Source organism: Corynebacterium bouchesdurhonense, from assembly GCF_900078305.2.
GTDB lineage: Bacteria > Actinomycetota > Actinomycetes > Mycobacteriales > Mycobacteriaceae > Corynebacterium > Corynebacterium bouchesdurhonense.
Window position 1 is genome coordinate 16,932 of the sequence record NZ_LT546024.1, and the last position, 15,470, is coordinate 32,401.

Consider the following 15,470-nt stretch of genomic DNA (forward strand, 5'->3'; position numbering starts at 1 on the left):
CCGAGACGGCGGCCTACAGCGGAATCACCGGCAGGCCGCGCGCGACCTCCCCGGCGCGTGACCCGGAGGCATCCACCCGCCCGGCCGCCACCTCGGCGTCGAAGGTGCTCAGCCCGGTGGCGAGGAGCAGCCAGGTGCGCGGGTCCGTCTCCACCACGTTGGGCGGGGTGCCGCGCGTGTGGCGGGGGCCCTCGATGCACTGCACCGCCACGAACGGCGGCACACGCAGCTCCACGGTGTGACCCGACAGCTCCTGTTCCAGGGTGCGCGCCGTGGTGCGCACCGCCGCCGCGAGCGCGGCGCGGCCCGGCTCCTCCGCATCGCCCCGCAGCCAGGGCGCGACTGCCTCCACGGCCGCGCGAGTCTGCGCCGGATCGGTCTTTTTCGCCATGACCCTCATACTATGGCCCGCATACTAGGGTGTGTGGGTATGCCCAACCCCGAGCAAGTTGCGAAATCCCCCTCCATCACGCTGCGCTTCATGGCCTCGCCCAACGACGTGCTGCACGCCGGCGCCCAGGGCGTGTCCGGCGGGCGCGTACTGGAGTGGATTGACAAGGCCGCATACGCCTGCGCCGCCCAGTGGTCCTCCACCTACTGCGTCACCGCGTACGTTGGCCACATCCACTTCACCCGCCCGATCCCCTCGGGCCACATTGTGGAGGTGCGCTCCCGCATCGCCCTGACCGGCCGCTCCTCCATGCACATTGTGAACGAGGTGCTCTCCGCCGACCCCCGCCAAGGCGTGTTCACCCGCGCGTGCGACTGCCTGGTCATCTTCGTGGCCAAGGACCCGGAGACCGGCAAGCCGACGCAGGTGCCCACGTTCGTGCCGCAGACGGACGAGGAGCGGCGGGTGGCGGACGCGGCGCTGTCGCGCATCGACCTGCGCCGCGCCATCGAGGAGGAGATGGCCGAGCAGACGTACACCGAAGACTCGACCGCGCCGCGCCTGGTGCACCGCTTCCTGGCCAAGCCCACGGACGTGAACTGGGGCGGGAACGTGCACGGCGGCACGGCCATGGAGTGGATCGACGAGGCGGGCGCCGCCTGCACCATGGAGTGGTCCGGCGAGCGCACCGTGGCGGTCTACGCCGGCGGCATCCGCTTTTACCGCCCCATCCATATCGGCGACCTGATCGAGGTTGAGGCGCGCCTGACCCGCACGGACACCCGCTCCCTGCACACCTCGATCCACGTGCGCTCCGGCGACCCCCGCGGCGGGCGCGACAGCCTGCAGGACGCGATCCACGCCTCGGTGACGTACCTGGGCACGGACATCGACGGCAACCCGCTGCCCGCCCGCCAGTTCACCCCGGTCACCGAGGAGGACAAGCGCCTGTGGGAGCACACGCAGACCCTCAAGGACCTGCGCGGCCAGTACGAGCCGGAGCCCCTAGTGCGCCTGCCGGAGGCGGCCCAGCGCACCGACTAGCTCACACCGCGGCGTTCGGTGCAGTGGCGTGGCCGAAGTGGCGCGGCATGGTCTCGGACCACGCGCTGGCCAGCTCGCTCAGCGCCACGGACTCGCCCGCGAATCGGATGGTGCCGTCCTCGGTAGTCGAGCCGATCACCGCGACCGGGATGCCCGCGGCGTCGGCGCGCTCCACGGCGGCGTCCACGCGGTCGCGCGTCACCGCCACCAGCACGCGGGAGGCGGACTCGGAGAACAGCGCGGTGAACGCGTCCTCGTGCACAACGGTGAGGTCTAGGTCCGCGCCGAGGCCCGAGCCGAGCAGCAGCTCGAACACAGCCTGGGAGAGGCCGCCCTCGGACAGGTCGTGCGCGGCGGTAATGCCCTCCACGCCGGAGAAGTACTCCGCCAGGCGCGCCTCGTTGGCCAGGTCAACCTGCGGCGGCAGGCCGGCGAGGCCCTGGCCCGAGATGTCCTGCCACACGGAGCCGCCAAACTCGTCGGCGGTCGCACCCAGCAGCACCAAGGTCTGCTCCTCGCCGGACGTCAGTGCGTGGGGGATCGCCTTGGTCACGTCCTCGATCACTCCCAGCACGCCGACCACGGGAGTGGGCAGGATGGGCGTGTCGCCGGTCTGGTTGTAGAAGCTGACGTTGCCGCCGGAGACGGGGATGGCCAGCTCGGCGGAGCCGTCGGCAAGCCCGTGCACCGCCTCGCGGAATTGCCACATCACGTCCGGGTTCTCGGGCGAGCCGAAGTTGAGGCAGTTGGTCACGGCCACCGGGGTGGCGCCGGTGACGGCCACGTTGCGGTAGGCCTCCGCCAGCGCGAGGCGCGCGCCCAAGTTCGGGTCCAGGTAGGTGTAGCGCCCGGACGCGTCGGCTGAGACGGCTACGCCGCGCCCGGTCTCCTCGTTGATGCGCAGGACGCCGGAGTCCGCCCGCTTGGCCTGCACGGTGTTGCCGCGCACGTAGCGGTCGTACTGCTCGGTGATGAAGTCGCGCGAGCACAGCGCGGGGGAGGCGACCATCTTCAGCCAGGTCTCTTTGAGAGCTTCATGCTTGTCGACGCCCCCTTCCAGCGCCTGCACCCCATCGAGCCACGCGGGGCGGGCGTAGGGGCGCTCGTAGACCGGGCCAGCGTCGATGGTGGACGGCGGCGCGTCCAGCACCAGCTCGCCCTGGTGGTACACGGCCAGGCGGTCGTGCTCGTCGGTGACCTCGCCGATCACCGCAGCATGCACGTCCCACTTGGCGCAGATCTCCATGAAGGTGTCCACATTCTCCGGGGCCACCACGGCGCACATGCGCTCCTGGGACTCGGAGGCGAGGATCTCCGCCGCGGTCATGTTCTCGGCGCGCAGCGGCACCGCGTCCAGGTCCACGCGCATGCCGCCGTCGCCCGCCGCCGCCAGCTCGGAGGTGGCGCAGGACAGGCCACCGCCGCCGAGGTCCTGGATGCCCACCACCACGCCGGCGGCGTAGAGCTCGAGGCAGCACTCGATGAGCACCTTTTCCGCGAACGGGTCGCCCACCTGCACGGCGGGGAGCTTGCGCTCCTCGCCCTCCTCGAAGGTGGCGGAGCCGAGCACGCTCACGCCGCCGATGCCGTCCAGGCCGGTGCGGGAGCCGAAGAGGATGACCTTGTTGCCGGTGCCGGAAGCGAACGCGAGGTGGAGGTCCTCCACCTTCAGCGTGCCCACGCACAGGGCGTTGACCAGCGGATTGCCGGCGTACGCCTCGTCGAAGACGGTCTCGCCGCCGATGTTGGGCAGGCCCAGGCAGTTGCCGTAGCCGCCGATGCCGTGCACCACGCCCGGCAGGACGCGCTTGGTATCGTCCGCGTCGATAGGGCCGAAGCGCAGCTGGTCCATCACGGCGATTGGGCGCGCGCCCATGGCCATGATGTCGCGCACGATGCCGCCGACGCCGGTCGCCGCACCCTGGTACGGCTCAACGAAGGAGGGGTGGTTGTGGCTCTCAACGCGGAAGGTCACCGCATCTCCGCCGCCGATGTCCACCACGCCCGCGTTTTCACCGATGCCGGCGAGGATCTTGGACGCCATCTCCTCGGTCATCGTCTCGCCGAAGTAGCGCAGGTGCACCTTGGAGGACTTGTAGGAGCAGTGCTCGGACCACATCACGGAGTACACGGTCAGCTCCGCGTCCGTGGGGCGTCGCCCGAGGATGTCCTTGATCTTCTGGTACTCGTCGTCCTTCAGGCCCAGCTCCGCGTACGGCTGCACCAGCTCGGGCGTGGCCTTGGCGTTCTCGACGGTGTCATTGATCACGGTCATGGGAATCTTTACGCTCCGATCTTCGAAATCGCGTCGAGTGCGGATGTGAACAGGCTCAGGCCGTCGGTGGACGGGCCGGTGAGCGTCTCGATGGCGTGCTCCGGGTGCGGCATGAGCCCCACCACGCGGCCGGTCTCATTGGTCACGCCGGCAATGGAGTTGATGGAGCCGTTGAAGTTGTCGGTGTAGCGGAACACCACGCGACCCTCCTTCTCCAGCGCCTCGATGGTCTCGGGCGCCGCCTGGAAGCGGCCCTCGCCGTGCTTGGCCGGCACGAGGATGCGCTGCCCCTCCTCGAACTCGGAGGTCCACGCCGTGCTCGCGTTGGCCACCTCCAAGTAGGTATCCACGCAGTGGAAGTTGAGGTACTGGTTGCGCGTGAGCGCACCCGGCAGGAGGCCCGCCTCGGTGAGGATCTGGAAGCCGTTGCAGATGCCGAGCACCGGCATGCCGCCCTTGGCTGCCTCGATCACCGCACCCATCATGGGCGCCTGCGCCGCGATGGCCCCGGAGCGCAGGTAGTCGCCGTAAGAGAAGCCGCCCGGCACCACCACGGCGTCCACGCCGGTGAGGTCCTCGTCCGCGTGCCACAGCTGGCGGGGCTCGGCGCCGGCGAGGCGGACGGCGCGCAGCGCGTCAACGTCGTCAAGCGTGCCCGGAAACGTGATTACCCCAATGGTTGCGCTCATCGCACAACCTCGAAGTCCTCGATCACCGTGTTGGCCAGCAGCGTCTCGGCGACGCGGCGCAGCTCCTCGTCCGAGATCGCGTCGCTCACCTCGATTTCGAAGCGCTTGCCCTGGCGGACGTCGGTGACGCCCTCCACACCGATCCGGCCGAGCGCGCGCAGCACGGCCTGGCCCTGCGGATCCAGGATCTCTGCTTTCGGCATGACATTGACAACGACACGAGCCATGGGAATCCTTCGCGTTGAGGGGTCAAAAGACGCACGTCAGTATATCCGACGCCCCACACGAGCTTTTTGCTTGGCGCTAAGCCGTAGCTCATAGCCCCGCCACATAAATTGAAAACGGTTTTCATTAGTGGTTAGATTCAGCCCATGCGATACCTCACAATCGCGGCCATCGTCGCCGCCGCCAGCCTCACCGCCTGCTCCGCCGCCGAGGAAAGCGGAGACGACGAACAGCCGGGCCTGCTCGCCACCACCGGCGTGTGGGCGGACGTGGCGGGCGCGGTCACGGGCCAAGAGGTGGAGGCGATCATCACCGGCACCGAGATCGATCCCCACCACTTCGAGCCCGCCGCGCAAGACCTGGCCAAGGTCAAGGCCGCGGCGACGCTCGTGGCCAACGGCGGCGGGTACGACGCCAGCCTCTACACCGCCGCCGACCAAGACAACGTGATCAACGCCTTCGACCTCGCGGGCCACGACCACGACGACCACCACGATCACAGTGTCAACGAGCACGTCTGGTTCTCCCCGGACGCCATCACCGCGGTGGCCAAGGAGGTGCAGGCTCGGGCTGGTGGTGACGCGGGGGACGTCGAAAAGCGAATGCAAGCGCTGAAGCAGAAGATTGCGGACCTGCCGCACCTGCACGTGATGCAGACGGAGTCCATCGCGGACCACCTGATCGCGGGCTCCGAGATGCACGACGTGACCCCGGACGGCTACAGGCACGCGGCGCTGAACGAGGCGGAGCCGTCTGTGAGCGACGTGGCGGAGGCGATGACCAAGATCGACTCGGGTGAGGTGGATGTGCTGATCTTCAACCCGCAGTCTGCGAGCAACGCGGCGCAGCGCCTCGTGGACGCCGCGAAGGCCAAGGGCGTCAAGATTGTGGAGATCACCGAGCTGCCGCCGGCCGGCACGGACGTTCTGGACTACATTGAGCAGGTGACTGATTCCCTGGTTCAAGCGGCGAAGTGATCTGCCAGTTCCGCGACGCAGCCGTCGCGCCGCTGTGGTCCGGCCTCAACCTCTCGCTCGAGCGCGGCGAGTTCCTCGCGGTGCTCGGGCCGAACGGCGTGGGCAAATCCACGCTGCTGGGCACCATCCTGGGCACCCGCGAGCTCACCGCCGGCCGCGTCGAGGTGGGCGGGCGCGTGGGCCTGATCCCGCAGCAGCGCATGTTCCCGCGCGACCTGCCGGTGCGGGGGCGCGACCTCGTCTCGCTTGCCATCTCGCATCGGGGGCGCGTGGCCAAGGCGAGCGTCGATACGCAGCTCGAGGCCGTGGGGGCGCTCGGCTTCGCCGACAAGCAGGTGGGCGTCCTCTCCGGCGGGCAGCAGCAGCTGATCCGCCAGGCGCAGGCGTTTGCCAAGGATCCGGAGCTAGTGCTTGCCGACGAACCCCTCCTCTCCCTCGACCCAGCCCGCCAACGCGACACCGTGCGCCGGCTCCACGAGCACCCGGCCGCGGTGATGTGCGTGACCCACTCCATCAACCCGCTCCTCGGCGTGGTGGACCGCGTGCTCTACATCGGACCCGAGGGCCACGTGGTGGGCACGGTGGGCGAGGTCATGCGCTCCGACGCCCTCAGCGAGCTGTACGGCACGCGCGTGGACGTGGTCGAGGTGGGCGGAAAGGTGGTGGTCCTGTGACCACGCTCGAGCTGCTCAACCTGGATTTCGTGCGCGCGACCCTCGTGGCGTGCGCCCTGCTCGGCGTGCTTTCGGGCGTGATGGCGCCGCTGGTGGTGCTGCGGCAGATGTCCTTTTCCGTCCACGCCACCAGCGAGCTGGCGCTCATGGGCGCCTCGGCCGCCCTGCTCTTCGGCCTCAACGTGGGCGCGGGCGCCATCGCGGGCGCCGTGGTGGCCGCGCTCGTGCTGGCGGCGCTGGGGCTGCAGGGGCAGCAGGATTCCGCCGTGGGCGTGGTGATGAGCTTCGGCATGGGCCTGTCCGTGCTGTTCATCCACCTCTACCCCGGCAACTCGGGCCGCGCCCTGGCGCTGCTCACCGGCCAGATCGTGGGCGTGAGCGGCCAGGACCTGTGGCTTCTGGGGCTGACCACGGCGCTGGTTGCGGGCACGGTGGCCTTGTTGTGGCGCCCGCTGCTGTTCGCGTCCGCGGACCCGGAGATGGCCGCTGCCAGCGGTGTGCCGGTGCGCGCGATGGCGTTCGTGTTCGCCGTGTTGGTGGGCGTGGCCTCGGCGCAGAGCGTGCAGATCGTCGGTGCCCTGCTGGTGATGTCGCTGCTCATCACCCCCGGCGCCGCGGCCGCCCAGGTCACCGCCGACCCGAAGTTGGCCGTAGCGCTCTCGGTCGCCTTCGCCGAGGTATCCGCCGTGGGCGGCATGATCGCCTCCCTGGCCCCGGGCGTGCCGGTCTCGGTGTTCGTGGCGTTCGTGTCCTTCGCCATCTACCTGGTGTGCCGGCTCGTGGGCCGCTACAGGTACGCGCGGTAATCGTCGGGCCGGGCGCCGGCGCCCACCGCCGCGTCCGCCGCGTTGAGGAAGTCCCGGCGCACCTTCTTCTGGTCCAGCTCGCGGCCGGAGACCGAGAGCCTGATGGTGTTTCCGCGCTCCGCGCCGCGCTGCGCCGCCGCGATGACGTTTCGGCGCCACCACTTCGCCGCGCCGTAGCCCTCGCCCACAGAGAGGTTGCGGCACTGCGTGAACCCGCCGGTGCGCAGGTGGTGGACGCCCTTGTTGGACACGGCGATGTCGAAGTCGAAATCCGGTAGCACGTCCAGGGTGCCCCGGGAGAGCTGCCAGCGCGGCGGGGCGAACATGCGCAAGTCAAAGCCGAGGGATTCCATCTGGCGCGTCGCCCCCTTGAGCCGCAGGCGCGCCTCGTGCTCCTCCAGGGTGGCAAACTCGGCGCGGCGGCCCTGCACCGGCTGGTCGAAGCCGTTGAGCAGCAAGGCCCGCTCACCGAGCTGCGCGCGCAGCCAGGAACGGGTCTGTTTGTCTTTGGCCAGGTGCCACCGCTTGTCAATGTGCGGCGCCACCAGGAGCGACACCGGGATCTCCCGGCGGTCTAGCTCATCCACCAGGCTGCGCACCCCGTCCAAGGTCTCGTCGAAGATGGAGGAAACGGAGACGAGGAGGCGGCCTGGCATAAGGGAAATTATCGCACAGCCGGGTCGTCCCCGCGATACGCGGAGAGGTCCACCTGCGGCGTGGGCTGGAGGTGGTCCGTCGCCGGGTTGTCCACGCTCGGGTTGGAGAGGTTTACGTGGTGGTCATCATCCCCAGCCACGTACGGGTCCTCGCCGGAGAGGACGCGCCGGACCTGGTCGTGGTCCACGGTCTTGGTCCAGGTGCCCACCACCAGGGTGGCAATGGAGTTGCCCGCGAAGTTGGTCAGGGCGCGCGCCTCGGACATGAAGCGGTCGATGCCCACAATCACGCCCACGCCGGAGAGCAGGTCGGGGCGGAAGGCCTGCAGGCCCGCGGCCAGGGTGGCCAGGCCGGCGCCGGTCACGCCCGCGGCGCCCTTGGAGGCGATGATCATGAACACCAGCAGGGAGATCTGCTCGCCCATGTCCATCGGCATGGCCATGGCGTCCGCGATGAAGATGGAGGCCATGGTGAGGTAGATGGCGGTGCCGTCCAGGTTGAAGGAGTAGCCGGTGGGCACCACGATGCCCACGGTGGACTTGTCCACGCCCAGGTGCTCCATCTTGCGCATGAGGTTCGGCAGCGCCGACTCCGAGGAGGAGGTGGCCAGGATGAGCAGGAACTCGCTGCCGAGGTACTTGAACAGGGCCCACGGGCTCACGCGGGCAACCACCCACAGCACCGTGCCCAGCACGCCGAAGACGAAGAGGAAGCAGGTGATGTAGAAGGCCAGCATGAGCACCAGCATCTGCACCACGGCCTGGATGCCGGTCTTGCCCACCACGGCGGCCATCGCGCCGAAGGCGCCGATCGGCGCGAGCCAGAGGATCCAGCCCAGGATTTTGAAGATCAGCTTCTGCAGGTGCGCGACGAAGCCGAGGATGGGCTCGCCCTGCTTGCCCATGGACTGCACGGCGAAGCCCACCAGCAGGCCGATGAACAGCACCTGCAGGATGGAGCCCGAGGTAAACGCCGAGAAGAACGTGCTGGGCACGATGCTCTGGATGAAACCGATCAGCCCGTCGGAGGACTCGGCCGCCTTCTGGGCGTACTTCGCCCCCTCCTCGGCGGTGCCGGCGATATCCAGGCCCTCGCCCGGCTTGATGATGTTGCCCACCAAAAGGCCGATGCCCAGCGCGAGCGTGGACATGACGATGAAGTACAGCAGGGCGATGCCACCCGTCTTGCCCACCGTGGCGGCGGAGCGGACAGAGCCGATGCCGAGCACGATGGTGCAGAAGATCACCGGGGCGATGATCATCTTGATCAGGGACACGAAGGTGTCTCCGAGCGGCTTGAGCTTCACCGCCGTGTCGGGGGCGATCAGGCCGAGGGCGATGCCGCCCAGCACAGCGATGATGACGCCGATGTAGAGCCAGTGGGTGTTGTCGCGCCGTTTCTTCGGCTCCGCGATCTGCGGGGTGGAGACAACGTGGGACATCAGGTCCTCCTCTCGAGAGTTGTGGTGAGATATTCATACTCCCCGGAGGATTACCTACGCCACTTCACAGGCTGGGGGTAACGCGCGCCCTACCCCTTACTACCCCTCCACCTCCGCGGCCCCGGCGGTGACCAGCGCCCAGGCGTACTCGAAGGCCGTCTGCTTCCACTTGGCGTAGCGCCCGGACACGCCGCCGTGGCCGGCGGACATCTCCGTCTTCAGCAAGAACGGGCCGCCCCGGCCGACCTCGCGCAGCTTGGCCACCCACTTGGCGGGCTCCACGTAGAGCACCCGCGTGTCATTCAGCGAGGTCACGGCCAGGATCGCGGGGTACTCCTGGTCGGTCACGTTCTCGTACGGGGCGTAGGACGCCATGTAGTCGTACACCTGCGGGTCGTGGTACGGGTCGCCCCACTCCTCCCACTCCCCCACCGTGAGCGGCAGCTCGGGTTTCAGGATGGAGGTCAAAGGGTCCACAAACGGCACGATCGCCTGGATGCCCGCGAACTTCTCGGGCGCGAGGTTGGCCACGGCGCCCATCAGCAGGCCGCCGGCGGAACCGCCCTCCGCCACCAGCTGCCCCGGCGTGGTCAGGTCTTGGCGCACCAGCTCGTCGGCGCAGGCGATGAAGTCGGTGAAGGTGTTGCGCTTGGTCAGGGTCTTGCCGGTGTCGTACCAGGCGCGCCCCATCTCCCCGCCGCCGCGCACGTGCGCGCACACCCAGATCATCCCGCGGTCCAACAGCGACAGCCTGGACACGGAGAAGTGGGGGTCGGTGGAGGCCTCGTAGGAGCCGTAGCCGTAGAGCAGGGTGGGAGCATGCTTGTCGACGCCCCGTTTGCGCACCACACTCATCGGCACCCGCGCCCCGTCCTCGGCGGTGGCCCAGAGGCGGAACGCCTCGTACTCGGAGGCGTCGTACCCGCCCTGCACCTCCTGCTGCTTCAGCAGCGTGAACTCGCCCGTGGCCACCCGGTAATCCAGCACCTGTGAGGGCTGGGTGAAGGAGGAGTAGCCCACCCGCACCACGGGGGCGTCCCACTCGGGGTTGCCGCCGAGGGAGGCGGAGTACAGCTCCTCGTCGAACTCGAGCTCCGTAAGTCCGCGGAAGCCCGAGCGCAGGTCCGCCACCGCCAGGCGCGGGATGCCGCCGCGGCGGTAGCCCACAAAGGCGAAGTCCCGGTAGGTGTCCACGCCCTCCACGCGCACATCGGCGGAGTGCGGCACCAGCTCCCGCAGCCCGCCCAGGTCGCGCAAGTCCGCGCCGATCTCGGCGGCGGCCACGGCGAAGTTGGGACCGGTCGCGTTGTGGGTGATTACCCAGTACTCGCGCCCGCCCACCTGGGCGTAATCCGGGTGGTACTCCACGCCGGGCTCGCGCTCGCGCAGCACCGCAAAGTCCGCCTCCGGCTCGGCCAGCGGTGCCACGCGGTACTCGGTGGTCAGCGACGACGAGGACACGATGTAGAGGTAGCGCTCGGCGCGGTCCGCGCCCACGCCCACGTTGAAGCGCTCGTCGTCCTCCTGGTACACCAGCACGTCCTGGGCTTCCGGGGTGCCCACGCGGTGGCGCCACACCTGGTAGGGCCGCCACGCGTCGTCCACGCGGGTGTAGAAGAGGTAGTCCTCCCCCGCCCAGGTGGCTCCGTAGAAGACGCCGCGGAGGACGTCATCGAGGAGCTCGCCGGTTTCCAGGTCTTTGACGCGCAGCTCGAAGCGCTCGTCGCCCTCGGTGTCGAAGGAATAGGCCAGGAGGCGGCCCGAGGTGGACACGGACGAGGCGCCGAGGGAGAAGAATTCGTGGCCGGCTGCGAGCTGGTTTGCGTCGATAAGCACCTGCTCCCCCGCAACCTCCCCCTCGATGCTCGGCGGCACCCACGGGTCGCCGGTCACCGGCACGCGGCAGGAGATGCCGTAGCTTTGGCCCTCCACGGTGCGGCCGTAGTACCACCACGCGCCCTGGCGCTGCGGGACGGACATGTCCGTCTCCTTGATGCGGGACTTGATCTCCCCGTACACCGCATCGGTGAGCTCGGTCAGCCCGGCGGTCATGGCCTCGGTGTAGGCGTTCTCGGCCTCCAGGTGGGCCAGCACCTCCGGGTCGTCCTTGTCCCGGAGCCACTCGTAGTTGTCTTCGAAGTCCCGGCCGTGGAAGGACCGGGTGTGGGCAACCTGTTTCGCTTTGGGGGGCTGGATCACTTAGGCACCCGGCCAATCGGCAAAGCGCTTGCCGGAGAGGCGCTCGTAGGCCTCGATGTAGCGGTCGCGCGTGGCCTCGACAACGGAGCCGGGCAGCTCAGGAGGCTGGATGCCGGACGCCGGATCCCAATCCGCCTTCGGGCCGGTGAGCCAGTTGCGCACGTACTGCTTGTCAAAGCTGGGCTGTGCCTTGCCCGCCTCGTAGCCGTCCGCCGGCCAGTAGCGCGACGAGTCGGGGGTGAGCACCTCGTCCGCCAGCACCACCCGGCCGTCGGCGTCGATGCCGAACTCCAGCTTGGTGTCGGCCAGGATGATGCCGTGCTCGAGGGCGTAGTCCGCCGCGGTGCGGTACACGCCGAGCGTCAGCTCGCGCAGCTCGCCCGCGAGGTCCGCGCCGATCTCGCCGGCCATGTGCTCGAAGGTGACGTTCTCGTCGTGATCGCCCTGCTCAGCCTTGGTGGCCGGGGTGAAGATCGGCTCCGGCAGCTTGGACGCCTCCTTGAGCCCCTCCGGCAGCTTCACGCCGCAGACGGCACCGCGCGCGTCGTACTCCTTCTTGCCAGAGCCGGTGAGGTAGCCACGCGCCACGCACTCGAACGGCACCATCTGCAGCTTCTTCACCACCATGGCGCGGCCGAGCACCTCCTGCGGGATCCGCTCGTCATCGATCGGGCCCGCCAGGTGGTTGGGCACGCCGAGGAGGTCGAAGAAGAACATGGAGGTGGCGGTGAGGATGCGCCCCTTGTCCGGGATCGCCGGCTGCAGCGAGTAGTCGAAGGCGGAGATCCTATCCGAGGCGACCATCAGCAGGGTCTCGGCGTCCACCTCGTAGATCTCGCGGACTTTGCCGCCGGACAGATGTTGGTAGTCAGAAAGCTCTGCACGCATGCGGGCTAGTATATTCCCCATGCTCAAGCGCGCGACCGCCGTCACCCTCCCGCTCGCGCTCGCGGCGTGCGCCGCCGCCCCGGGCCCCTACTCCGGCGAGGTGCCCACCGCCGCGCCCTACGCCGAGCGCGAGTTCGGCGAGGCCGCCAAGGTGGTCACCACCGACACCGCCCGCGGGGTGCCCGTGGAGTGGGAGGCGCGCGCGTCCAAGCCCTCGCCCGACTGCTTCCTGGTCACGCTCACGCCCACCTTCATCGGCGAGTACCCGCAGGACTACACCGTGGCGCTGCCCCGCCTCGAGCCGGTGGCGGGAGACCAGAAAGCGAACTTCCTCGCCGACGCCTCGGCCTGCGGGGAGCCGGAGAACCCGCTCAGCGGGTACGTGGGCGACCTGGAGGTGGGCAAGGCCATGCAGGTCTACGCGGGCACGTGGACCGGCGACGGCATCCCAGCCACCGGCCTTTTGCTCACCACCCCCAGCCAGAAGGTGCGCTGGGAACAGCAAGGCGAGCGCTAGAGGATCTCGCCGGGGCGGTATGCGGCGGCCTCGGGGTGTGCGTCGATAAGCACCTGCACCCGGCGCAGCACGTTGTCCACCTGCGACTCGGCCGCGCCGATGAAGGCGTGGCGGTCCGCGAGCGCCTCCTCGAGCTGCTGCTTGTCCAGCGGCAGGCGCTCGTCGGCGGCGAGGCGCTCCACCAGGTTCTGCTCCGCGCCGCGCTCGCGCATGTCCAGCGCCATGGCCACCGCGTGCTCCTTGATCACCTCGTGCGCCGTCTCGCGGCCCACGCCGGCGCGCACCGCCGCCATGAGGATGCGGGTGGTGGCCAAGAACGGCAGGTAGCGGTCCAGCTCGCGGGCGATCATGGCGGGGAAGGCGCCGAACTCGTCCAGTACCGTGAGCATGGTCTCCAACTGGCCGTCGATGGCAAAGAAGGCGTCCGGCAGCGCCACGCGGCGCACCACGGAGCAGAAGACGTCGCCCTCGTTCCACTGCTGGCCCGCCAGGTCCGCCACCATGGTGAGGTAGCCGCGCAGGATGACCTGGAAGCCGCCGACGCGCTCGCAGGAGCGCGCGTTCATCTTGTGCGGCATGGCGGAGGAGCCGACCTGGCCCTCCTTGAAGCCCTCTGTCACCGTCTCGTTGCCCGCCATGAGGCGGATGGTGGTGGCCAAGGACGACGGCCCGGCGCCCAGCTGCACCAGGGCGGAGATGGCGTCGAAGTCCAGGGAGCGCGGGTAGACCTGGCCCACCGAGTCGAAGACGCGGTCGAAGCCCAGGCCCCGCGCGATGCCGCGCTCAAGCTCGGTGAGCTTCGCCTCGTTACCGCCGAGCAGGTCGAGCATGTCCTGGGCGGTGCCCATCGGGCCCTTGATGCCGCGCAGCGGGTAGCGGCCCAGAAGCTCCTCGATGCGCTCCACGGCCAGCAGGATCTCGTCCGCCGCCGAGGCGAAGCGCTTGCCCAGGGTGGTCGCCTGCGCCGCCACGTTGTGGGAGCGCCCGGCCATGACCAGGGACTTGTACTCGCCCGCACGGTTGCCCACGGCCTTGAGCAGCGCCACCGCCTTGTCGCGCACCAGCTCAAGGGAACGGTAGATCTGCAGCTGCTCCACGTTCTCGGTCAGGTCGCGCGAGGTCATGCCCTTGTGGATCTCCTCGAACCCGGCCAGGGCGTTGAACTCCTCGATGCGCGCCTTCACATCGTGGCGGGTGACCTTCTCGCGCTCGGCGATGGAGGCCAGGTCCACCTGGTCGATCACGCGCTCGTAGGCCTCGATCGCACCGTCCGCCACCTCGACGCCGAGCTCGCGCTGCGCGCGCAGCACGGCGATCCACAGCTGGCGCTCCAGCACGATCTTGTGCTCCGCGCTCCACAGGGTGGCCATCTCCGGGGAGGCGTAGCGGTTGGACAGGACGTTCGTGTTCATCGGTTTCACGGCACTCATCATAGGGAGATCTCCCCCTCGATAGCCCGGCGCGCGATGTCGGTGCGGTAGAAGGATCCCTCCAGTTCGATGCCCTCGATCACGCGGTACGCCTCAGCCACCGCCTCCTCGAGGGTCGCGCCCCGGCCGACGGCGTTGAGCACGCGTCCACCCTCGGAAACGTACGCGCCGTCGCGCTTCGTGGTGCCGGCGTGCAGCACCTTCGACGGGTCATCCAGCGCCTCGCCCGTGATCGCGCCGCCGGTGCGGGGCGCCTCCGGGTAGCCGCCGGCCGCGAGCACCACGGTCGCGGCGTAGCCCGGTGCCCACTCAAGGGGGGCGAGCTCACGGAGGCGTCGAGAAGCAACTGCCCCCAGCACGTCGGCCAGCGGGGTCTTCAGCAGGGCGAGCACCGCCTGCGTCTCCGGGTCCCCGAAGCGGGCGTTGAACTCCACCACGGCCGGGCCCTCCGCGCCCCAGGCCGCGCCCACGTACAGCAGGCCGTGGTAGGGAGTGCCGCGGCGCACCATCTCGCGCGCCACCGGCTCGGCGATCTCGCGCACGATGCGCTCCGTGCCGTCCGCGGGCAGCCACGGCAGCGGGGCGTAGGCGCCCATGCCGCCGGTGTTCGGGCCCTCGTCGTTGTCGCGGGCGCGCTTGTGGTCCTGCGCGGGGAGCAGCGGCACCACGGTCTCGCCGTCCACCAGGCAGAACAGGGACACCTCGGGGCCCTGAAGGAAGGACTCGAAGAGCACCGGGCCGGTCTCGAGCACCGCCTCAGCGTGGGCTTTTGCTTCTCGACGCTCCCCTGTCACCACAACCCCCTTCCCGCCCGCGAGCCCGTCGTCCTTGACCACGTAGGTGGGGCCGAACTCGTCGAGCGCCGCCTCCAGGTCCGCGACATCGGTGACCTGGCGGGCCTGCGCCGTGCGCACGCCCGCCGCCGCCATCACCTCTTTGGCAAAGGCCTTCGAGCCCTCGAGCTGCGCCGCCGCCTTCGAGGGGCCGAACACTGCGATGCCGGCCTCCTCGAGCGCGTCCGCCGCGCCGGCCACCAGGGGCACCTCCGGCCCGATGACCACGAGCTCCGCGTCCACGTCCCGGGCCAGGGCGACGATGGCGGCCGGGTCAGCCACGTCCACCCCGCGGACGTCGGCCAACGTGGCCATGCCGGCGTTGCCCGGCGCGACGGTGAGTTCGTTGAGACCATTGCCGGAAAGGCCTGTGAGCAGGGCGTGTTCGCGGCCGCCCGAACCGATGACAAGGATGCGCATGGCA

Annotated in this window: 15 protein-coding genes; 5 read left to right on the top strand and 10 right to left on the bottom strand. The window is 69.5% G+C overall.

Features of this window, described 5'->3' with window-relative positions:
* Positions 1 to 13: 13 nt before the first annotated feature.
* Positions 14 to 391 (bottom strand): sterol carrier family protein, encoded by a 378-nt coding sequence (locus BN4252_RS00865; protein WP_066524266.1) that lies wholly within the window; start codon positions 389 to 391, stop codon positions 14 to 16.
* A 39-nt stretch (positions 392 to 430) separates the two neighbouring features.
* On the opposite strand from BN4252_RS00865, the gene BN4252_RS00870 reads away from it, so the two are divergent.
* A complete protein-coding gene (locus tag BN4252_RS00870) occupies positions 431 to 1,435 on the top strand; it encodes an acyl-CoA thioesterase (protein ID WP_066524267.1) in 1,005 nt (334 codons plus the stop codon).
* Between the two features lies 1 nt (position 1,436).
* Here the strand turns inward: BN4252_RS00870 and purL are convergent, their stop codons facing one another.
* From purL to purS, 3 genes are read right to left on the bottom strand one after another with little or no spacing between them, the layout of a single operon-like run.
* Complete coding sequence (purL, locus tag BN4252_RS00875; RefSeq protein WP_066524268.1) at positions 1,437 to 3,710, bottom strand: phosphoribosylformylglycinamidine synthase subunit PurL; 2,274 nt, start codon at positions 3,708 to 3,710, stop codon at positions 1,437 to 1,439.
* An 8-nt stretch (positions 3,711 to 3,718) separates the two neighbouring features.
* Positions 3,719 to 4,399 (bottom strand): phosphoribosylformylglycinamidine synthase subunit PurQ, encoded by a 681-nt coding sequence (gene purQ / locus BN4252_RS00880; protein ID WP_066524269.1) that lies wholly within the window; start codon positions 4,397 to 4,399, stop codon positions 3,719 to 3,721.
* Positions 4,396 to 4,626, bottom strand: coding sequence for a phosphoribosylformylglycinamidine synthase subunit PurS (purS, locus tag BN4252_RS00885; protein WP_066524270.1), 231 nt, complete (start codon positions 4,624 to 4,626; stop codon positions 4,396 to 4,398). The genes purQ and purS overlap by 4 nt, the downstream gene beginning before the upstream one ends.
* A gap of 144 nt (positions 4,627 to 4,770) precedes the next feature.
* On the opposite strand from purS, the gene BN4252_RS00890 reads away from it, so the two are divergent.
* From BN4252_RS00890 to BN4252_RS00900, 3 genes are read left to right on the top strand one after another with little or no spacing between them, the layout of a single operon-like run.
* On the top strand, positions 4,771 to 5,601 hold the full coding sequence (locus BN4252_RS00890; protein ID WP_066524273.1) for a metal ABC transporter solute-binding protein, Zn/Mn family: 831 nt from the start codon (positions 4,771 to 4,773) through the stop codon (positions 5,599 to 5,601).
* Complete coding sequence (locus BN4252_RS00895) at positions 5,598 to 6,275, top strand: metal ABC transporter ATP-binding protein (RefSeq protein WP_066524274.1); 678 nt, start codon at positions 5,598 to 5,600, stop codon at positions 6,273 to 6,275. Before BN4252_RS00890 ends, BN4252_RS00895 begins: the two co-directional genes overlap by 4 nt.
* Positions 6,272 to 7,081, top strand: coding sequence for a metal ABC transporter permease (locus BN4252_RS00900; protein WP_066524275.1), 810 nt, complete (start codon positions 6,272 to 6,274; stop codon positions 7,079 to 7,081). Before BN4252_RS00895 ends, BN4252_RS00900 begins: the two co-directional genes overlap by 4 nt.
* On the opposite strand, the gene BN4252_RS00905 is transcribed toward BN4252_RS00900, so the two are convergent.
* The 4 genes from BN4252_RS00905 to BN4252_RS00920 all read right to left on the bottom strand — a co-directional run bounded on the left by BN4252_RS00905 (position 7,063) and on the right by BN4252_RS00920 (position 12,266).
* Positions 7,063 to 7,737 carry a DUF2334 domain-containing protein gene (locus BN4252_RS00905; protein WP_066524277.1) on the bottom strand — a complete coding sequence of 225 codons (675 nt, stop codon included), beginning with the start codon at positions 7,735 to 7,737 and terminating at the stop codon, positions 7,063 to 7,065. The two genes, BN4252_RS00900 and BN4252_RS00905, sit on opposite strands and share 19 nt — an antisense overlap.
* A gap of 8 nt (positions 7,738 to 7,745) precedes the next feature.
* Positions 7,746 to 9,179: a cation:dicarboxylate symporter family transporter gene (locus BN4252_RS00910; RefSeq protein WP_066524279.1), complete on the bottom strand. Its 1,434-nt coding sequence runs from the start codon at positions 9,177 to 9,179 to the stop codon at positions 7,746 to 7,748.
* A gap of 99 nt (positions 9,180 to 9,278) precedes the next feature.
* Positions 9,279 to 11,375 (bottom strand): S9 family peptidase, encoded by a 2,097-nt coding sequence (locus tag BN4252_RS00915; RefSeq protein ID WP_066524379.1) that lies wholly within the window; start codon positions 11,373 to 11,375, stop codon positions 9,279 to 9,281.
* Positions 11,376 to 11,378: 3 nt separating this feature from the next.
* Positions 11,379 to 12,266 carry a phosphoribosylaminoimidazolesuccinocarboxamide synthase gene (locus BN4252_RS00920; protein WP_066524281.1) on the bottom strand — a complete coding sequence of 296 codons (888 nt, stop codon included), beginning with the start codon at positions 12,264 to 12,266 and terminating at the stop codon, positions 11,379 to 11,381.
* A gap of 19 nt (positions 12,267 to 12,285) precedes the next feature.
* Here BN4252_RS00920 and BN4252_RS00925 point away from each other — a divergent pair, with 19 nt between their 5' ends.
* Positions 12,286 to 12,783: a hypothetical protein gene (locus BN4252_RS00925; protein ID WP_066524282.1), complete on the top strand. Its 498-nt coding sequence runs from the start codon at positions 12,286 to 12,288 to the stop codon at positions 12,781 to 12,783.
* On the opposite strand, the gene purB is transcribed toward BN4252_RS00925, so the two are convergent.
* On the bottom strand, positions 12,780 to 14,195 hold the full coding sequence (purB, locus tag BN4252_RS00930; RefSeq protein WP_066524380.1) for an adenylosuccinate lyase: 1,416 nt from the start codon (positions 14,193 to 14,195) through the stop codon (positions 12,780 to 12,782). The two genes, BN4252_RS00925 and purB, sit on opposite strands and share 4 nt — an antisense overlap.
* A gap of 17 nt (positions 14,196 to 14,212) precedes the next feature.
* Entirely contained in the window at positions 14,213 to 15,466 is a 1,254-nt protein-coding gene (gene purD / locus BN4252_RS00935) for a phosphoribosylamine--glycine ligase (RefSeq protein WP_066524382.1), read from the bottom strand.
* Positions 15,467 to 15,470 lie beyond the last annotated feature (4 nt).